The following is an 18,117-nucleotide window of genomic DNA, read 5'->3' on the forward strand; positions in this document are numbered from 1 at the left end:
ATATCGCGGGCCGATCGCCAGGAGTCGCGCGCGCTCGTCGTTGATGCAGTGCACACACGCCAAGGGTGCGAGCGCTGGATTACAAGGTTGTAATGAAAATCAGAATTTCCGCATGCGGCTCTGCGCGGCGCGCAACATCACGCAATTCTCGCGGGGAATTTATTGCGGCAAGTTGCCGCGTCGGCAGCAAAGTCGTGGCGCAGATTCCGGCAATGTCGCTGGGTCTGTCCCAAGAACAAGAGAAGGAAAGTAACATCATGACGAAGTTACTCGGGGTTATCGCCATTGCCGCCGTCGCGTTCGCCGTCGCGCCGGCCCAGGCCGCCAAGCACGCCATGGGCGGCTGCAGTTCGGCCAATCTGGAGAAGACGGAGACCGCGATCGAGAACATGGCCGACGGCGACGGCAAGTTCGCGGCGCAGAAGGAGATCGCGGCTGCGCAGGACTCGCTGCTCAACGGCAAAATGGGTGCGTGCGGCACGCATCTGAACAAGGCGATGCACGCCACCATGGGCAAGTAAACGCTTCAAGAGAGGGCCGGTCGCCGGGCGATCGGCCCTACGCGTTTTGTCGAGGGACCTTAAGGGGCGCGTGCGAGCTGGGTGGCGAAATAGGCGACGGTCTTGGAATAGACCTCGCTCTTGTTCCACTGCTGTAGCACCGCGAAATTCGGGCCGCCCGGCTGCCAATCCTTGCCGCGCTGCCAGCCATAGCCGGCGAGATAATTGGCGGTGGAGGCGAGCACGTCGGGCGCGTTGTGCAGGAGATCGCGCTTGCCATTGCCGTCGAAATCGACGGCGTATTTCATCCAGGACGAGGGCATGAACTGGGTCTGGCCGAGCTCGCCCGCCCAGGCGCCCTTCATGTCGGCGGGTGCGAGATCGCCGCGCTGGACGATGCGCAGCGCGTCCATCAGCTCGCTGCGAAACTGCTCAGTGCGCCGGCAGTCATAGGCCAGCGTCGCCAGCGAACGGATGGTTGCGAACTTGCCGGTGTTGACGCCGAAATCGGTCTCGAGACCCCAGATCGCGACCAGCACCTCGCCTGGGACGCCGTAGGTCTGTTCGATGCGGGACAGCACCGAGCCGTATTGCTTCATCATGTTGGAGCCGCGCGTCATGCGCGGCGGCACCATGCGGCCGGAAAACTCCTCGAAGGTCTGGGTGAAGACCTTTTGCGAGCGGTCGCGGTTGAGCACGCTCTGATCGAGCGTCACGCCGGCGAGCCCGGCGGCAATGGCCTGCTGCGAGATGCCTTTCGCCGCGGCGTCGGTTTTGAAGTCTGCAAGCCATGCGTCGAAATTGCCCGAACCGCAGGCAACGGCGGCGAGGGCTGGCTCGGCGGATAGGATTGACGCGGTGAGGGCTAAGGCTGCGAGAGCAAGACGAGAAATCGTCGGGGTCATCAGATGAAATGGATTCCGTGAAGTGATCTGACCGGCGGGGCGCAATCTCGGTCGGAACCGCGGCCAAAGCAAGGCGCATGACGAGCCCGGTCCTGCCCGGAGCCGGGCAGGACCGGATGTCACGAGATCGTCAAGCGTCCGTCCGATTCCGCCACGGGAAGAGGTTGGCGGGGAAATCGGCGGCGGGCTTGCGCGGACGATGCGGCGGAGGCGGCACAGGCCGCGCACCGGGATCGGACACGATCACCTTGCGGTAGAGATGCCAGGTGGCATGGCCGAGCAGGGGGATCACCACGGCGAGGCCGAGGAACGCCGGGATCGTGCCGAGCGCCAGCAGCACCGCCACGATCAGGCCCCAGGCCGCCATCGGCACCGGGTTCCTGGCGACGACGCGCAGCGAGGTGACCATCGCCTCGAACGCACCGGCATGGCGATCGAGCATCAGGGGGAACGACACGGCGCTGATGCAGAGCGCGGCGAGCGCGAACAGGAATCCGGTGCCGCAGCCGACCACGATCAGCCACCAGCCCTGCGGGGTCGTCAGCACGCGCGTGATGAAGTCCGAGATCCCGGTCACGCCCTCATAGCCGAAGGCTGCGACATAGATCGCCTGTGCGGTTGCAACCCAGGTCACGAACAGTGCGAGCAGCAATGTGCCGAGACCGAGCATGGCACCGAACGAAGGCGAGCGCAGCACCTCCATGGCATCCCAGGCGCTGGCCTCTTCATAGCGTTCGCGCCGGCTCGAGAGCTCGTAGAGACCCAAGGCAGCGAAGGGCCCGATCAAGGCGAAGCCTGCGGCGAGTGGAAACAGCAGCGGCAGCACCGAATAGCCCATCACCACGCGGGCGAGCACGAGGCCCAGCACCGGATAGATCAAGCACAGGACGATGGCGTGGCTCGGAACCGCCTTGAAATCCTCCCAGCCGCGCCTCAGCGCGTCATGCAGGTCGGACAGCTGGATGGTCCGGATGGTTGGTCCCGCCGCATCAGTGGGCGGGGCCATTGTGGGGACATTGCCCTGGTAGAGTGTGGCCATGGTCGCTAGCTCCCTTGCCATGCAGCCGAATCCGGCGCCGGCAAACGGCGCAAGCAGCCGCTTTTCTTGGATGATCGCGATCCCGACCAGACGCGAATTCCGGAAGGCATCGCGAACTGAACGGGAAGCGTACTCCCAATTCCGAGTCCTGTCCCTCACGCCTGGGTGAGATTCGATGCCGCACCGCAACTTCGCGATGTCATTCGGTCGTCATTTCGCCGCAGATAAGCTGATGCTGGTTGTCGGTTCGCAGAACTCCGCGGGCGCAACGCAGAAACTTCGTCTATAAGTGCCACTCAAGGCCTTCCAACGGGATCCTTTTCGGGGAGCAGACATGAGCATTTTCGGGAAAATCATGAGCGCGATCTTCGGCAGCCAGCCGGCGTCCGCCGCGCCCGCAGGCGGCGCAGCTCCGGGCGGCGCCCCGGCAGGGGCCACGCCGGGCGCATCGGCGCCTGCAGCCGCGCCCATGGCAGCGGTCGACGTTGCAGCCATCGTCGACAAGGCGGTCGCAGCGCACAAGGGCGAGAAGCTGGAATGGCGCACCTCGATCGTCGACCTGATGAAGGCGCTCGACATCGACTCGAGCCTTGCCGCGCGCAAGGATCTCGCCCGTGAGCTCGGCTACAGCGGCGACACCAACGATTCCGCGAGCATGAACGTCTGGCTGCACAAGCAGGTGATGTCCAAGCTCGCCGCCAATGGCGGCAAGCTGCCGCCGGAGATCAAGCACTGATCGATCGCTCGGACGCAGCCAAGGACCCGCGGGATCGCGGGCCCTTTTGTGTTCAGGCAACGAGGTCCGCATCCTCCGGATGCTTGTCGAGATAGTCGACGACGAAGCCGCAGCCGGCGATCACCTTCCTGCCGTCGCGGCGGATCAGGTCCAGCGCGCCCTTGACCAGCTCGGAGGCGATGCCACGGCCGCGCAGCGCGCGTGGCGTCTCGGTATGGGTGATGATCACCGCCGACGGGGTCAGCCGGTAATTGGCGAAGGCGACCTCGCTGCCGATATCGAGCTCGAAGCGGCTCCTGTCCTTGTTGTCGCGTACCGGTGCCGCCATGCAAGCTCCTTCCAAAGTGCGTATTGCTCGCCGATCTAGGAGCCCGACCCCGCACTTGGCAAGCGCGGCCAAGGGGAGGTTCAAGGGAGGTTGCCGACCCCAATATTTCCTGACCCTGCTCTTGCAAGTTCCGCGGCGGTTCCCACGTCCTTGAGAGGACATACGCCCGAATGCGGCCGGCACGGTCGCCAGACATTCGGAGTGTCGTGATAGCCAGCCGCAGACGTATGCCTCTCTTGTAGGAGGGTACGATGTCGGACTTTGGTTTCTTGAATACTCATCGAACATGGGAAGACTGGTGCGGGATGCTGCTCGGTGCGCTGATTGCTGCGTCGCCGTGGTTCCCCATCCAGGATCGCCCGGGGATCACCGGATACGAGACGATGGTTCTGAACACGGTCGCCATCGGCCTCGTCGTATTTGGCCTTAGCCAGCTCGAATATGTTGCCTTGCAGCGCTGGCAGGAGGTGGCGACGATCCTGGTCGGGCTGTGGCTCATCGTCTCGCCCTACGCGCTCGGTTATTCCGGCGAAGGTTTTCTCCGGGTCTACCATACGGGTCTCGGAGCGGCAGCGGTGCTCCTCGGCGTGCTCTCGCTGTGGCAGGACTGGGATCTGAATGATCAGGATATGCTGAAGCACGGACAATAGGCTGCGGATTTCGGCAGGCCCGCCGCCCGATCGGCGGGCCCGCGCCCACTCATCTTTTCACGAGGTCCTGATAGTCCGGGTGCTTCTCGATCCACGCTTTGACGAACGGGCATTGCGGGATCAACTTCAAGCCGGCTGCTCGGACGTGGTCGAGCGCGCCTTGGACCAGCTTCGAGCCGACGCCCTTGCCGCCGAGCTCCTTCGGCACATCCGTGTGCTCGAACGTGATGACGTTGCCGTCGAGCTTGTAATGCTCGGTCGCAAGATGGCCCTCCATCTCCAGTTCATAGCGGTGATGGGCCTTGTTGTTGATGACATCGCTCATGTCGTCTCCGGTCAGCTCTTCAGCGAGTCCGTCAGCATCTTGCGGATCGACCAGGCTTCGCCGTCGGAAGAGCCCTTGATGTCGTCGATCCGCCAGCTACCAGCCTCGCGCACGAAATCGTAACGCACGATCAGGTCGGCGGGTTTGCGGTCGTTGCGGTGGCCGGCGATGGTCACCGCGAGTGTCGCCTTGTCGGCCTCCATCTTCTCGGCGTCAACCTTGAACGATTTCACGTCCGGTTCCTGCGAGTTGGTGACGGGGTCGAAATCGACCGGTCCGACGTCGCCCTTGGGCGTATGTGCATCCGCCTTCGCCCACAGCGCTACCAGCGCCTTCGAGAGATATTTCGCCTTGGCCGCCTTGTTCTCGATGACGAAGGCCCCACCGCCATCGCCCTTGCCCTTGGCCGCGCGCGTGTAGATCGCGGTCAGGATGGCGACGGGATCGCTGGGGGCAGGCGTCACGGCGAATGCCGGGGAGGTAGTGGCAAGCAGAGAGGCGACGACGAAGGTCCGGCGGGTGAGCATGAAATGTCCCTGAGGTGATGGCGCGCGACGACAGGCCTGCGCGGCCGTCGTCAGCGCGTATCGCTGTAGACTGATGGAGCGGCCGTTCGGTTCAATCGGTCGCTTTGGCCAGCCGTGCGTCCTCGGGCTGCGGCTGCTGGCGGAGGCAGCCCTGGCAGATGACGAGGGAGCGATTGACCCTGGCGTCCTGCTCGGCCTCGATGCCGTCCTGCGCCTGCCACCATTCCTTCGAATAGGGCTGAAGGCCTGCTTGCGATCTGTCGCGCTCGGATGCTGCGGCGGATCGCGTTGCGCGCGATGGTCCCGGGACGGATCGCGGCTGGTTGGGATCCTCGCCGGCACCATCCCAGGCGTAGCGCGCAGGCTTGAAGGCGGGATCGGAAGCGAGATGCGCCTGCGGCGCCACGGCACATCCGGCGAGCGCCAGCGATAGCAGGAGGAAGGCAGGCGCTTTGACCATGATGCGGCACTCTGTACGCGAGAATTGGCTGAGGTTGCGCCGATCATGTTTAAAATTCCCTGAACGGTCGTGGCTGCGTCGGCGACATATGCGCATGCGCTGTTTCGTCCTCCTGCTTGCTCTGCTCGTCACCGCTGCGCGCGCCGACGACGCAAGACCGTTCAACCCGGCCGACTTTCCAGCCGGTGTGCAGAAGGCGCTGCGCTACGCCAATGAGGAATGCGACAGCCAGGACGGTGGCGCGGTAACCTTTGCACCGGACACGGTGCGCAGGATCGACCTGACCGGGGACGGTCGCGACGACTACATCGTCGATTTCCGCGACACCAAATGCGGGGACCGCGAGACCACCTATTGCGGGACCGGCGGCTGCGTCATGAACATCCTTGTGACGCTGCCTGACGGCAGCGTGCGCCCCGTGTTCGACGGCTATGTCCGCAGCTACAAGATCGTGGCGTCGCCGATCAAGCGCGGCGCCGCGCGCACCATCCGCTTCGATCTGCATGGCAGCTATTGCGGTGGTTTTGGCGCGCAGGCCTGCGTCAAGGCGAAGGCGATCACGGCGACGCCGTTCGCGTTCAGGCAGCCGTAGAGCAGGGGTGCGGCCGGCGGCCTTGCGGCGGTGCGGGCGTTGGCGATAAATGGGCTGCAAGGAGCGGGCGGCTTGCGCGCTGTCCGCCGTCGAAGAGGAAGCCCCATGCAGCCCCTGCGCATGTCCCGCCGCGTCATGAATCTCGCTCACATGCTGACCCAGAATGCGCGGCGGCATGGATCGCGTCCCGGCTTCGTCTGGGGGGACAAGTCCTGGACCTGGCGCGAGATCGACGCGCAGGTCTCGGCGCTGGCGGCGGCGCTCGCCGCGCGCGGCATCGCCAAGGGCGACCGCATCCTCGTCCATTCCAAGAATGGCGACGAGATGTTCTTCTCGATGTTCGCGGCGTTCCGGCTCGGTGCGGTCTGGGTGCCCACCAATTTCCGCCTGATGCCGGACGAGGTCTCCTATCTCGCGCAGGCCTCCGGCGCGAAGGCGTTTCTGTGCCATGTCGATTTTCCCGAGCACGCGGCGGCCGTGAGCGGCGGCGCGCTCGCGTTCACCTGGAGCATTGACGGCAAGGGCGCGTTCGGCGAGACCTCGGTTGCGGACGCCATCGCGTCGCAGGCGGGGCGCGCGGTCGAGAACGTCGCTGTCGAGCACGACGATCCCTGCTGGTTCTTCTTCACCTCCGGCACCACGGGCCGCTCCAAGGCCGCGGTGCTGACACACGGCCAGATGGGCTTTGTCGTCACCAACCATCTCGCCGACCTGACACCTGGCGTCACCGAGGACGATGCCTCGCTGGTGGTGGCGCCGCTCTCGCATGGCGCCGGCGTGCATCAATTGGTGCAGACCGCGCGCGGTGTACGCACCGTGCTGCTGCCGACCGAGAAGTTCGACATCGACGAGGCGTTCCGCCTGATCGAAAAGCATCGGGTCAGCAATCTCTTCACCGTGCCGACGATCCTGAAGATGATGGTCGAGCATCCCGCCGCCGACAAATACGATCACTCCTCGCTGCGTCACGTGATCTATGCCGGCGCGCCGATGTATCGCGAGGACCAGAAGGCCGCGCTGAAGAAGCTTGGCAAGGTCATCGTGCAGTATTTTGGCTTGGGCGAGGTCACCGGCAACATCACCGTGCTGCCGGCGGCGCTGCACGACCTCGAGGACGGCCCGCATGCGAAGATCGGCACTTGCGGCTTCGAGCGCACCGGTATGCAGGTCTCGATCCAGGACGACGAGGGCCGCGAGCTCGGGGCGAACCAGAGCGGCGAGATCTGCGTGATCGGTCCTGCGGTGCTCGCCGGCTATTACGATAACCCCGAGGCCAATGCGAAGGCGTTCCGCAACGGCTGGTTCCGCACCGGCGATCTCGGCCACATGGACGAGGAGGGGTTCGTCTACATCACCGGCCGCGCCTCCGACATGTACATCTCCGGCGGCTCCAACATCTATCCGCGCGAGATCGAGGAGAAGATCCTGACGCATCCTGCGGTCGGCGAGGTCGCCGTGCTCGGCGTGCCCGATGCGACCTGGGGCGAGGTCGGCGTGGCCGTGTGTGTTGCGCGTGAGGGAGCGAAGGCTGTGAGTGAAGCGGAGATGGCGGCGTTCCTCGGTCCGAAGGTGCCGCGCTACAAGATGCCAAAACGGTTCTTCTTCTGGGAGGCGCTGCCGAAGTCCGGCTATGGCAAGGTGCCGAAGCGCATGGTGCGCGACGAACTGGAGGCGCGCGGATTGCTCGACCTCGACAAGACGAAAACAGGCTGAGCGAAGGTCATGCGCAGCATCAAGCAGCCGGGCGCACCTCGCGCAGAACGGATCCAATGGGTGGAGGCGAGGGGACGCGCTTTCAAATTCACGCTTCAGGCAGGCCTGCCGCTGCTGGAGGCCGCGCGCCGCGGCTTTGCGGCAGAAGGCTTTACGAGCGGCGTGCTGAATTTTGGCCGTGGCACGCTCGGACCGTTCGCCTATGTGATGCCGGCGCTGTCGAAGACCGGCGAGAATGCTGCGTTCTACAGCGAGACGTTCCGGCCCAAGGGTGTGACGCGCACGAAGCTCGGCGGCATGACGCTCGGCATGCGCGACGGCGCGCCGTTCTTTCATTGCCATGGGCTTTGGACCGAGGCGGACGGCAGGCCAGGCGGCGGCCATATGCTGCCGGACGAGACTGTCGTCGTCGAGCCGTTCGAGGTCGAAGCCTTCGGCGTTGATGGCGCGATGTTCACCGCCGAGCCTGATCCGGAGACGAACTTCAAGCTGTTCGGGCCGGTGCCGGCTGGGAGCAGCGGTGCGCGCACCACGAGCCGCGCGTTCGCGCTGCGGCTGCGGCCCAATCAGGATTTTGCCTTCTGTCTCGAAGCATTCTGTCGCGAACACGGCATTTCGCGCGCGAAAATCCATGGCGGTGTCGGCTCGACCATCGGGGCGCGCTTCACCGCTGGCGGCGTGACCGAGCCGTTTGCGACGGAGCTTGCGGTGACGGCGGCGACGATCGCATCGGGCCCTTCGGGCGCACCGGAGGCCACGCTCGACATTGCCCTGATCGACTACACCGGCGGCATTGCGGAGGGCCGTCTGATCCGTGGCGACAATCCCGTGCTGATGACCATGGAGCTGGTGCTCGAGGTATTGGGCTAGGATCGGCGAGCGATCATCAGCGAGAACGTAGCTTGGCAATGGCCAGGTACGTAGAGTCACTTATCCCTGAACTCGCCCCCTGGAAGAGGTCGAGCAAGGGCGATTGACCCTGACCGGTGCTCTGGCTGTTTCTGATGTCATACATGGCGGAGAAACGGCCCAACAGCTTTTCGACCTTCGCGGGATCGGAGAGATCCTTGATCTTCATGAATCTGTCCACGAACTTGGCTTGCTGATCGATCGGCATCGCCGCCATCGAATCTGGCAAATTGAACGTGGTCCTGAACACCTCCGAAAGAGCCTTGTCGGCAAGGATGTCGTATGCGGACGTGATTTCCCCCGCCTTTCGCTTGAAATAGAGCGCCAGGCGCACGCCGGGATTCGTATCCCCCTGCTGCTGCTCCAGGCTTTGCTCGAGATAGTTCGCCTGTGTGTCCCGGAATTGGTCTTGCTTCTGCGGACCCATCATCGCAAGGCGCGCGACGTTGCCCTTGCTGTCGAAGTTGAACGACGCCGCGATTTCGGCAAAGCGAGGATCGCTCTCGGTGTTCGCGAAGCTCTTTGGATTATTCAGGTCGGACGCGAAGATCTTCTTGAGATAGTCGGTACTGACCTTCTTGGGGTCCAAACCCTTGGCGACGAGAACGAAATCAACCATCTTCCGGTTCGCAAGCAGCTCGGAAACACTTCCGATTCCTGCGATGGCTTCCTGATAAGACGTCGCGTCTTTCTGGGCCTGTTCCCGAACGGCTTTCTGCTGCTCAGGGCTTGCCTGTTTCAGCACTGCAATGACGTAGTCCTTGGCGACCTGGAGGACTTGTGCCGGGTCCTGAGCCACCAAGGGGGTCGTCAGATTGCCTTTTGCGTCGAAGTTGAAGGCGCGTGCCAGCTCGACGTACCGATTGTCCTTGAGCGTATAGACGAAGCTCTTGGGATCGCTGAGGTCGCTTTCGAGGACAGCCTTAATCGTGGCCTGCGAGGTTGTCGCCGAGTCGAGGCCGACGGCGCCCAGCGCAAAATTGTACACGGCCGGTGTCGAGACGAACGCCTGGACCGAGTTGACCTTGAGGACGGCCGCTCTGAAGCGCGTGATTGCCAGAGCTTCGCTCAACGGACTTGCCGCATCGTAGACGGCGGCCTTGCTGTCGTCGAACTTCTGTTTGGTGAGCGTGACGTTTGCAGCAGTCTGCGCAGACACGCCGGACGGCAGGGACCCGTCAGGCGAAAACTCGAACGCGCCGGCCAGGTCTACGAACCCGCCGATCGTCGCTATCTGGTCGTTGAGGCTGGAAACGCTCTTCGTGTATGACTCCAGGTGATATTTTTCGACCAGGATCTGGACGTTCAACTGGGTCACGTCAGCGCCTGGTTGCGAGAGTTGGGCCGTGTAGTCGGCGATCTTCGTATTGGTGGCGCTCACGTCCGATTTGGCTTGAGCGAGCTGGGCGTTGAGGCCGGTCAATTGAGACGCGAAGGTGGTGTTGACGTAGCTGTTTGGATCGGATGGATCGCTGCGCAGGACCTGACTTATCGTGTCGCGCGGCCACTTGCTCTCATCGATCCCGAATGCCGAATAGACGTAATTGCGAAGACGATCGTTGTTCAGGAGCTGGTCTGCACTGCTGATGCTGCCGATCTGGGCGCTGTAGTAATTCGTATCGTCGGCGAGTGCATCGACCTGGCTCTTCTTGGTTGCCGTGTACAGACCGATCGTCTCATCGGTCTGGTCCTCCGATTGCGCAACCGGCGTCGCAGTGCCGTTGAAGGAAAATGCCGCGGCAAACTCCCGATAACGCTTGTCGACCAGCTTGTTGACAAAGCTCGTTCCGTCGGAGAGGTCGCTCTCCAGCACCTTTTTCATGAAAGCCTTGGCGTACGCCATGTCTTCCAGGCCATACGCCTTCATCGCATAGTGATACAGGCGATAGTCCTTCATGAAATCGTCGACGGTCTTCACCTTGCCGATGTTGGCTTTGTAGTAGGCGGCCTCTCGCGCCACGTCCGGTTGCTGTTCGACCCGCGTCAGGGATTGCTTGAGATTGCGCGTAATGTAGTTGTAACTGAAATACGTGGTCACCATCGCGCATCCTCGCGGCTCTTACGGTCCCGGACGTCCGTCAATCATTGCGGGGTCGCGAGGTGGGGCCGGCCTCATGCCGGCGAACTGTCTCGTAGCTAGGTCTTCTTGGTGCGATTCTGACCTGCAATCTGAGGTTTCAGTCTATGTCCAAGTGACGCATAACGGGTTTTATTGCTATATGTTTCTCAGATGCAGCTTTCGTGAAGATGGTGTTCCTGATATGTTCTGGTCAAAAGATGGATCGGAACGGGTTGGAAGCCGGGCATGAGCCGAAGAAGCGGACGAACGATCAACCTGCCGGCGCCTTACCTGAAGCGGGTCTGGCTCGACCCGTCGCAGGTTCACGATCGCGAGGCTTATCCGTTTTGCCTGCCGATCTTTCCGGACGATTTCGAGCTCAACTTCGACACCGCCATCACGATCATCGTCGGGGAGAATGGCACCGGGAAGTCGACGATGCTCGAGGGGATCGCGGCGCTCGCCGGCTACGACGATGCCGGTGGCGGCAAGGGGTACATGCCGGTCGATCATTCCGACGCGCGCGAGAAGATGGGCGGCCAGCTTTCCAGGGCGTTGCGCGCAAGCTGGCTGCCGAAGATCACCAACGGCTGGTTTTTCCGCGCCGAGAGTTTCTTCTCGGTGGCGCGATATCTCGACAAGGCCGCACGCGATGCCGGCCAGGTCGGTCCCGATTTCCTGTCGCATTCCCATGGCGAAGGTTTTCTGCGCTTCTTCGAAGAGCGCTGCCGGCGTCAGGGCATCTTCATCTTCGACGAGCCGGAATCGGCGCTGTCGCCGGCGCGCCAGATCGAATTTCTGAAGCTTTTGCGACGCATGGACGATTCCCGCATCTGCCAGGTCATCATGGCAACCCATTCGCCGATGCTGATGGCCTATCCCAACGCACGGCTGCTGCGGCTCGGGAAATACGGGCTGGAGCCGGTGACGGTGGAGGAGACCGACCATTACCGGCTGATGCGGGAGTTTTGTGACGACCCGCGGGGCTTCGTGGAGGCGACGCTGGCCGAGTGATTGGGACGTCTGCCGCTTCAACCTCGTCATTGCGAGCCAACGGGTCCGCGCGAAGCGCGGCCCGATGACGGGCTCCGCGAAGCAATCCAGAGTCCCTCCGCGGAAAAAGTCTGGATTGCTTCGCTGCGCTCGCAATGACGGGGGTAGAAGGCAACAGCGTACTCATTCTCGTGTCCCGGACAAGCTGCAACGCGTAAGCGTTGCGGCGCAGAGCCGGGACCCAGAATGCTGCCGCAATCGCCGCTGCATGGGCCCCGGCTCTGCAGCGCACCGCCGAACGGGCGCTGCGCTGCGTCCGGGGCACGGAGGCGAAATCCATCTTCGCATTCCAATCCAAGTCACGCGCGCGACTTCACGTTCTCGCGGCACATCGCGCCCGAGCTTTGCTGTCCGTCACCACCCTCGAAAGTGCCGAGGGCGCAGGGAAGGCCGGGTGCCGGCTGGCACCCGCGGTCCGCTGTGCGCGAAATGCGCTGGAAGCAGATGCACAGCGGCATACAGGTGAAGCCAAACATCCGGCCTTCCCTGCGCAGTGGTTTTACGGCTTATGTCGTGATCTCCCCGGGGAGCGATGCACTATTGCCCCCGTCACCTTGCGGATGGCTGACGCGTCCGCCCGGTTGGGCAGCGCACGTCACCGCAAGACTTGGCACACAGACCCCGGATGCCAGGACCACACGATTTTGCCGTACGCAGGCTGCACCGGTCGTGTGCGCGCAGGCAGGTGCTCACGGGGGCAGCCGCCCTGCAAACCACCGTCGCGCCGACGCCGCCTGCGTCCACCACGTCCCAACCCGCGTGTCGTGACGATCGCGATAACGCCCCTCGGCCGGGCTGGGATGACCGAAACATGCGATAATTCCGAATTCGCGTAAAGCGAATTGTTTTGATCCGGACGGATTGACCCCTCTCTTGGGTGTTTTGCCCGTCGGGCAACGCAAGGGAGGGCGTGGATGCAAGAGCGATCGCCGCCACAGCCGTGCCACGAACCGGTCTCCCCACGGCCCGAAAATGCGCTACGATGATCGCAGCGCGCCTCAAGTCGCGCAGATCCAGGAGTGAGGAAACGGTATGAGGATGACGATCGGAACGGCGGTCGCCGGGGTGGCGGCGCTGGCGGTGGCGGGGATGGCTCTGACGGCCGCGTTTGAGCCGGTTTGGGCGCACGGGCCGACCCGGCAGAAGGTGCGCGAATCCATCGAGATTAACGCGGCCCCGGCCAAGGTGTGGGCGGTGATCGGCAATTTTCAGGACATGAGCTGGCTCCCGCCCGTCACCAAGACCGAGGGCGACAAGGGCAACGAGATCGGCGCGACGCGGCGGCTGACCCTGACCGGCGGGGCCACCGTCGATGAGGAGCTCTACAAGTTCGACGCGGCCGCGATGACCTATTCCTACCGGATCACCACCGTCGACGTGAAGGTGCTGCCGGTCACCAACTATTCCTCGACACTGACGGTGACGCCGAGCGCCGACGGCAAGGCCTCGACGCTGGAATGGGCCGGCGCGTTCTATCGCGGCTTTCCCAACAACGATCCGCCGCCGGAGCTGAGCGACGAGGCCGCGGTCAAGGCGGTGAAGGGGCTCTATCAGGCCGGCCTCGGGGCGCTGAAGAAGAAGGTCGAGAGCGGAAGCTGACCGTGCGGGCCCTGGTCCTGGCGGCGCTGGCCGCCAGCCTTGCCTGTCTCGGCAGCGCGTTCGCCGAAGAGGCGTTCGTCACCAACCAGCTCAGCGACGATCTGATGGTCGTGGACCTCGCCACCGCACGTGCGGTGGCAACCATCCCGATCGGCGGCAAGCCGGCGGGCGTTGCCGTCAGCGCCGACGGCCGCTTTGCCTATGTCACGAGCCCGGATGCCAAGGCGGTGACGGTGGTGGACGCAGCAACGCGGCAGGTTGTGGGGCGGATCGAGGTCGGCGGCGGCCCGCTCGGCATTGCGGTGGCGCCTGACGGCAAGACGGCTTATGTCGCCGATTGGTACGAAGCGGCGGTGCGGGTGATCGACGCGGCGACGCGCAGCGTCACGGCCAGCATCGCGGTCGGCGCCTCGCCGTCGGGCCTGGCGGTGACGCCAGACGGCAAGCTGCTGCTCTCGGCGGACCGTGACGACGACAGCGTCTCGGTGGTGGACACGGCGACGCGCGCGCGCAAGGCGACCATCAAGGTCGGCACGCGCCCGTTCGGCGTCACCATCGATGCCGAGGGCAAGCGCGCCTACACCGCCAATGTCGGCTCCAACGACGTCTCCGTGATCGACATCGCCACTGGGACCGAGATCGGCCGCGTGCCGGTCGGGATGCGTCCCTATGCGGTGGCGCTGGCGCAGGGGCGCGGCTTCGTCACCGACCAGTATGGCGGCACCGTCAGCGTGTTCGATGTTGCGACGTTGAAGCCGGTGAAGCGCATCACTGTCGGCGACTACCCCGAAGGCATCGCCTCGACCGCCGACGGCAAGCGCATCATCGTCGCCTGCTGGGAGAGCAACACGCTTGTTATCATCGACGCCACTGAACTGAAGGTGATCGGCGAGATCAAGACCGGCGACGGCCCGCGCGCGTTCGGGGCGTTCTTGCGGCGGACGGAGTAGGGTAGATCATCCTGTAGCCCGCATGAGCGCAGCGATATGCGGGTCTCGTTTCAAGCACGGGCGGTCCCGGATGTCGCTTCGCTCATTCGGGCTATGGACTTCGCTCCATCCGGGCTGCTACGCAGGACGGAGTAGGGGATTGCGTAGGGTGGGTTAGCCGAAGGCGTAACCCACCGCTTTCTCGCGGCGAGCAAGGCGGTGGGTTACGCCGAGCAGATGCGCTTCGCGCATCTGCAGGGCTAACCCACCCTACGAATTCTTCGCTTCGGCAAACGCCTTCAGCTTCACGAAGAAATCCTTCAGGATCGGGTTGCGATCCACATAGGTCACGTAGCGGATCGGATGCCGCCGTCGGTCGATGCTCCAGGTCATCTGATCGGTGAGAACCGGCGCCGGGATGACGACGCTCGGCGCCCAATCGGCATTGAGCAGCCAGCCGACCGGCGCCATGTCCCAGATCTCCTTGGCCCAGCCCATGTGGTCGGACGAATATTCCTTGAAGCGCATGGCGAGAAACGCGCCGATGCTGCCGTGGGGTTCGACGTATCGTTCGATCTCCGGCACCGTCGAGTGAAGACGCGAGGTGACGCCCATGCACGGGACGAGGACGAGCGGCACGCCGCTGTCGAGCAGCACCTGCGCGCCGCCGACGTCCTGCTTCAGATTGAACTCGACCGTGTGCGGCCATTCCAGCGCATGGCCGCCGAGCCAGACCACCACGATGCGGTCGATGATGTCAGGGGCTTTGAGCAGCGCGGAGGCGACGTTGCTGATGGCGCCGATGGCGATGACGTAGAGCGGGTTGTCAGGCGAGCCCGCGCGCGCCCGGGCCACGAGGTCATCGACGGCAGGCGCCGCCTGCGCCGTCTTGCCGGGGCCGACATAGTCGGTGACGCCGCGATGAACCAGGCCATCCGGCGCGACATGCAGGCGCTCCAGCAGGCGGAGGATTTCCTGGTAGCTCAGCTCCATGCCGTGGCCGGGACTGTCCGCGCGCGCATTGAAGAACGGCGCGGCGTAGATCGCCTCGACGTCGAAGCGTTCCGGCGACAGCAGCATCTGCACCAGCGCGAACTGGTCGTCGATCTCGTTATAGGTGTCGGTGTCGAGCACGACCCGCAACCGGCCGACCGGCGGCGCCAGGAGCTTGAGGCGGCTTGCGTCCGTGAGTGTCATTGCCGTCTCCCCGAACAGTTCGTAGGGTGGGTTAGCGTGCGGCTGCGCGAAGCGCAGTCCGCCAGCGTAACCCACCTCTTTTGTCTCTGCGGATACGCACAGTGGTGGATTACGCTTCGCTAATCCACCCTACGTTTCCGCATAATGTCTCGGCAATGTCGCGCATGTGTTCGAACATGTGGTCCGGTTCGTGCGCCCGCAACGCCGCCGGGGCCGCATAGCCCCAGCTGACCGCGCCGCAGGCGATACCGACCGCGCGCGCCGCCTCGATGTCGCGGACCTCGTCGCCGATCGCGATCACGCGGCTTGGGTCCACGCCGGCGCGGCGGACGACCCGGCGGAATTTCGCAGGCTTGCCGAAGATCGACGCAGAGCAGTCGAAATGCGAGAACAGCGACGCGGCCTCGCCGAGCTTTTCGCGCGCATTGGCTTCGCTGTCCGATGTCACCAGCGCGAGCTGAACGCCGTTCTCGGCCAGCGTCCGCAGCATCGTCTCGACGCCCGCAAACAGCGAAATCTCGCTAGCTGCCTCCGCCTTCAGCCGCCGTGCATGCCGCGCGATCGCCGGCAGCTTCCACAGCGGCACCTCGAGCCGGTTGAGGATCTCGCGCGACGAGGCATGCCGTAGCCCCTCGACGTCCTCATCGGCCACACGGCGAAAGCCGAAGCGATCGGCGACGTCGTTGATGGTGCGCAGGAACCACGGAAAGCTGTCGGCGAGGGTGCCGTCGAGGTCGAAGATGGCGAGGGTGTAGGGCATCAGCCCGGAATTGAAGTTGAAGGGGGGAGGAGAGGATGAAGGCTAGTCAAAGAAAAAGCGGAACTATGCGCCCGCAATCTCCTCATCGGCCACGACGTTTCTGATTTCTGCCATTGCCCGGTTGGTAATATACGTCTCCAATTCGGCATATGAGGGATATTCGATCTCAATTATTGGTGCAGGGTCTCCACCCTTGTATTCCAGAAGTCGGCCGTCATCATCACTCTTCCTCTTGAACCGCTCGAATATTTCGCGATAGCGACGAGGGGATACTCCATAGAAATGTTCAAACTCGACTGAAGGATATTTTTGGTAATGTCCTCTGTCGCCTCCTTCTACGGAAATTGAGTCCGAGTGCAGGTGAGGGGCCAAGCTCTTTGGATAGGGCTCTAAGAATACAACTTTCGCAATTCCTGCGGCTACGATGTGTTTAGCGCAGATATGACAGGGGAAGGTCGTGCAATACAGTACGCCATCCTTTACCGGATGCCCGAGACGCGCCGCGTCCGACAGGGCTCCCATTTCCGCGTGCACGACGCGTCCATATTCGAGGGCGTCCATTAGGAGCGAGTCTTGTATCCGCTTGTCCTTAGATAACCGTTCGACATCGCTATCCGGAGCGATAATGCTCAGGATTTCCATTAAGATTTCGCGCTTCCTTACAAAATTCGAGTCTTCCTTCCTGACGTAGTCACGGTCATCAAATTGATCGTCAGTCCAGTATGTGCCACCACCAGCCTTTGGCACTTCATTGGAGCCTAGTGCAAGTATTTCGGCGCTAGGAGAGAATATTGCCGCGCCAACTTGCCTGGATAAATCCAATGAACGTAGCGCCGCTGCCCTAGCCAAGAACATCCCATATTCTGATTTGGTAGGAGAGAAGCAATTCGAGCCAAAGATCAGTTCGCAGAAGCGATTGACCTGATGATCAATGGATTCAGAAACGTCCAGGTTCGCGATGAAATCCGCGTCATGGAAAATTGAAGCAACGCGCTGGCCGTGACGCTGTCCAACTTCGTTCTCATCTTTCTGAATGAGCTCCTCCGCAGCCGGACGATACTTCTGGCTGGATGCTCCATGATCGCTGCTAGCAAAGCGGCGCGACAGATACTCCACGCGCGCACTTCTTCGCGAATAGGTCGAAACTTGAAAAAATAGACGACCGTATACTACACGAAGTAGGTCGATCTCCTCTTTTCGCTTGAATTGATGCAAGAGAAATACGGTACGACTAAACTTGTCAGTTCCTTTTTGTATACGTAGTCGGCGGGCCATTACTCGCCGAATCGTTGTCGCGGCAAGAATTGCATCGTCGAACTGCTCGCGAAGTTGATTTCCGTAAGCGATGTAAGTTTCGTATCGCTCGCGTTGCCGCGTTTTGATCAATGGCTCGATCGGCGCAACATATTTTTCAAGGACGTCGAAAATCTCAGTGGCTTTAATTTCGACGACGCGATATTGGCGCATCGCAAAATATTTCCGGAATGCCTCAAGCACGGGCATTAGATCGGCTCCAATGGGAGCGACGAAGCCGAAAAAAAGTTCGGGGTGTTTAATCTTTTGAATAGAATCGGCCATCAAATGGGGCAGAGAATCTGCTAATAGTTTCTTGGTGACAAGGAGACTACCATGGCGGGATTATTACCAGAAAAGCGTAGTCGAAACGAATTGGAACGGGCGAATGACGAGCTGATTCGGCGCCATCAGAGCCATATTCAGTCTTGGCTATCGGATCGAACGTCAAATTCACAAGGCAAGTCAAAGCGCTCCGACTCGGACAGTCGAGCGGAAAAAAGCCAAGAAATCAACCGAAATCAGAAGTAGTGGAAACGGCGA

The 18,117-nt window shown here is 62.6% G+C and carries 19 protein-coding genes; 9 read left to right on the forward strand and 10 right to left on the reverse strand.

Going from position 1 to position 18,117, the window contains the following annotated elements; all coding sequences use genetic code 11:
• The first annotated feature begins 194 nt into the window (after positions 1-194).
• Complete coding sequence (locus BM118_RS01735) at positions 195-521, forward strand: hypothetical protein (protein ID WP_177234122.1); 327 nt, start codon at positions 195-197, stop codon at positions 519-521.
• A 59-nt stretch (positions 522-580) separates the two neighbouring features.
• Here the strand turns inward: BM118_RS01735 and BM118_RS01740 are convergent, their stop codons facing one another.
• Positions 581-1,405, reverse strand: coding sequence for a lytic murein transglycosylase (locus BM118_RS01740; protein ID WP_092181377.1), 825 nt, complete (start codon positions 1,403-1,405; stop codon positions 581-583).
• A 130-nt stretch (positions 1,406-1,535) separates the two neighbouring features.
• A complete protein-coding gene (locus tag BM118_RS01745) occupies positions 1,536-2,444 on the reverse strand; it encodes a DUF2189 domain-containing protein (protein WP_177233943.1) in 909 nt (302 codons plus the stop codon).
• Positions 2,445-2,778: 334 nt separating this feature from the next.
• Here BM118_RS01745 and BM118_RS01750 point away from each other — a divergent pair, with 334 nt between their 5' ends.
• Positions 2,779-3,180, forward strand: a complete 402-nt coding sequence (locus BM118_RS01750) for a DUF3597 domain-containing protein (protein WP_177233944.1) — start codon at positions 2,779-2,781, stop codon at positions 3,178-3,180.
• Between the two features lie 52 nt (positions 3,181-3,232).
• Here the strand turns inward: BM118_RS01750 and BM118_RS01755 are convergent, their stop codons facing one another.
• Positions 3,233-3,508, reverse strand: coding sequence for a GNAT family N-acetyltransferase (locus tag BM118_RS01755; protein ID WP_092181385.1), 276 nt, complete (start codon positions 3,506-3,508; stop codon positions 3,233-3,235).
• A 251-nt stretch (positions 3,509-3,759) separates the two neighbouring features.
• Between BM118_RS01755 and BM118_RS01760 the strand changes: the two genes are divergently transcribed.
• Positions 3,760-4,158: an SPW repeat protein gene (locus BM118_RS01760; RefSeq protein WP_092181388.1), complete on the forward strand. Its 399-nt coding sequence runs from the start codon at positions 3,760-3,762 to the stop codon at positions 4,156-4,158.
• 49 nt (positions 4,159-4,207) lie between these two features.
• Here the strand turns inward: BM118_RS01760 and BM118_RS01765 are convergent, their stop codons facing one another.
• The 3 genes from BM118_RS01765 to BM118_RS41090 form a co-directional block, all read right to left on the reverse strand.
• Positions 4,208-4,483, reverse strand: coding sequence for a GNAT family N-acetyltransferase (locus BM118_RS01765; RefSeq protein WP_092181391.1), 276 nt, complete (start codon positions 4,481-4,483; stop codon positions 4,208-4,210).
• A gap of 11 nt (positions 4,484-4,494) precedes the next feature.
• A complete protein-coding gene (locus tag BM118_RS01770) occupies positions 4,495-5,010 on the reverse strand; it encodes a DUF3828 domain-containing protein (protein ID WP_092181394.1) in 516 nt (171 codons plus the stop codon).
• A 91-nt stretch (positions 5,011-5,101) separates the two neighbouring features.
• On the reverse strand, positions 5,102-5,470 hold the full coding sequence (locus BM118_RS41090) for a hypothetical protein (RefSeq protein ID WP_177233945.1): 369 nt from the start codon (positions 5,468-5,470) through the stop codon (positions 5,102-5,104).
• Between the two features lie 94 nt (positions 5,471-5,564).
• Between BM118_RS41090 and BM118_RS01780 the strand changes: the two genes are divergently transcribed.
• From BM118_RS01780 to BM118_RS01790, 3 genes are all read left to right on the forward strand, one after another.
• Complete coding sequence (locus BM118_RS01780) at positions 5,565-6,062, forward strand: hypothetical protein (RefSeq protein WP_177233946.1); 498 nt, start codon at positions 5,565-5,567, stop codon at positions 6,060-6,062.
• A gap of 105 nt (positions 6,063-6,167) precedes the next feature.
• Positions 6,168-7,775 carry an acyl-CoA synthetase gene (locus BM118_RS01785; protein ID WP_177233947.1) on the forward strand — a complete coding sequence of 536 codons (1,608 nt, stop codon included), beginning with the start codon at positions 6,168-6,170 and terminating at the stop codon, positions 7,773-7,775.
• Positions 7,776-7,784: 9 nt separating this feature from the next.
• A complete protein-coding gene (locus BM118_RS01790) occupies positions 7,785-8,645 on the forward strand; it encodes a PCC domain-containing protein (RefSeq protein WP_092181403.1) in 861 nt (286 codons plus the stop codon).
• Between the two features lie 16 nt (positions 8,646-8,661).
• Here BM118_RS01790 and BM118_RS01795 read toward each other — a convergent pair whose 3' ends face one another.
• Positions 8,662-10,725, reverse strand: a complete 2,064-nt coding sequence (locus BM118_RS01795) for a DUF1217 domain-containing protein (RefSeq protein ID WP_092181424.1) — start codon at positions 10,723-10,725, stop codon at positions 8,662-8,664.
• Between the two features lie 264 nt (positions 10,726-10,989).
• On the opposite strand from BM118_RS01795, the gene BM118_RS01800 reads away from it, so the two are divergent.
• From BM118_RS01800 to BM118_RS01820, 3 genes are all read left to right on the forward strand, one after another.
• Positions 10,990-11,757, forward strand: a complete 768-nt coding sequence (locus tag BM118_RS01800; RefSeq protein WP_092181432.1) for an AAA family ATPase — start codon at positions 10,990-10,992, stop codon at positions 11,755-11,757.
• 1,071 nt (positions 11,758-12,828) lie between these two features.
• Positions 12,829-13,395 carry an SRPBCC family protein gene (locus BM118_RS01815; RefSeq protein WP_092181435.1) on the forward strand — a complete coding sequence of 189 codons (567 nt, stop codon included), beginning with the start codon at positions 12,829-12,831 and terminating at the stop codon, positions 13,393-13,395.
• A gap of 2 nt (positions 13,396-13,397) precedes the next feature.
• Positions 13,398-14,345 (forward strand): YVTN family beta-propeller repeat protein, encoded by a 948-nt coding sequence (locus BM118_RS01820; RefSeq protein WP_092181438.1) that lies wholly within the window; start codon positions 13,398-13,400, stop codon positions 14,343-14,345.
• 249 nt (positions 14,346-14,594) lie between these two features.
• Here BM118_RS01820 and BM118_RS01825 read toward each other — a convergent pair whose 3' ends face one another.
• The 3 genes from BM118_RS01825 to BM118_RS01835 all read right to left on the reverse strand — a co-directional run bounded on the left by BM118_RS01825 (position 14,595) and on the right by BM118_RS01835 (position 17,859).
• Entirely contained in the window at positions 14,595-15,521 is a 927-nt protein-coding gene (locus BM118_RS01825; protein ID WP_092181441.1) for a nucleoside hydrolase, read from the reverse strand.
• Between the two features lie 109 nt (positions 15,522-15,630).
• Positions 15,631-16,281: an HAD family hydrolase gene (locus BM118_RS01830; RefSeq protein WP_092181444.1), complete on the reverse strand. Its 651-nt coding sequence runs from the start codon at positions 16,279-16,281 to the stop codon at positions 15,631-15,633.
• 63 nt (positions 16,282-16,344) lie between these two features.
• Positions 16,345-17,859 carry an anti-phage dCTP deaminase gene (locus BM118_RS01835; RefSeq protein ID WP_092181447.1) on the reverse strand — a complete coding sequence of 505 codons (1,515 nt, stop codon included), beginning with the start codon at positions 17,857-17,859 and terminating at the stop codon, positions 16,345-16,347.
• Positions 17,860-18,117 lie beyond the last annotated feature (258 nt).

This window comes from Bradyrhizobium sp. cf659 (assembly GCF_900113725.1).
Lineage (GTDB): Bacteria > Pseudomonadota > Alphaproteobacteria > Rhizobiales > Xanthobacteraceae > Bradyrhizobium.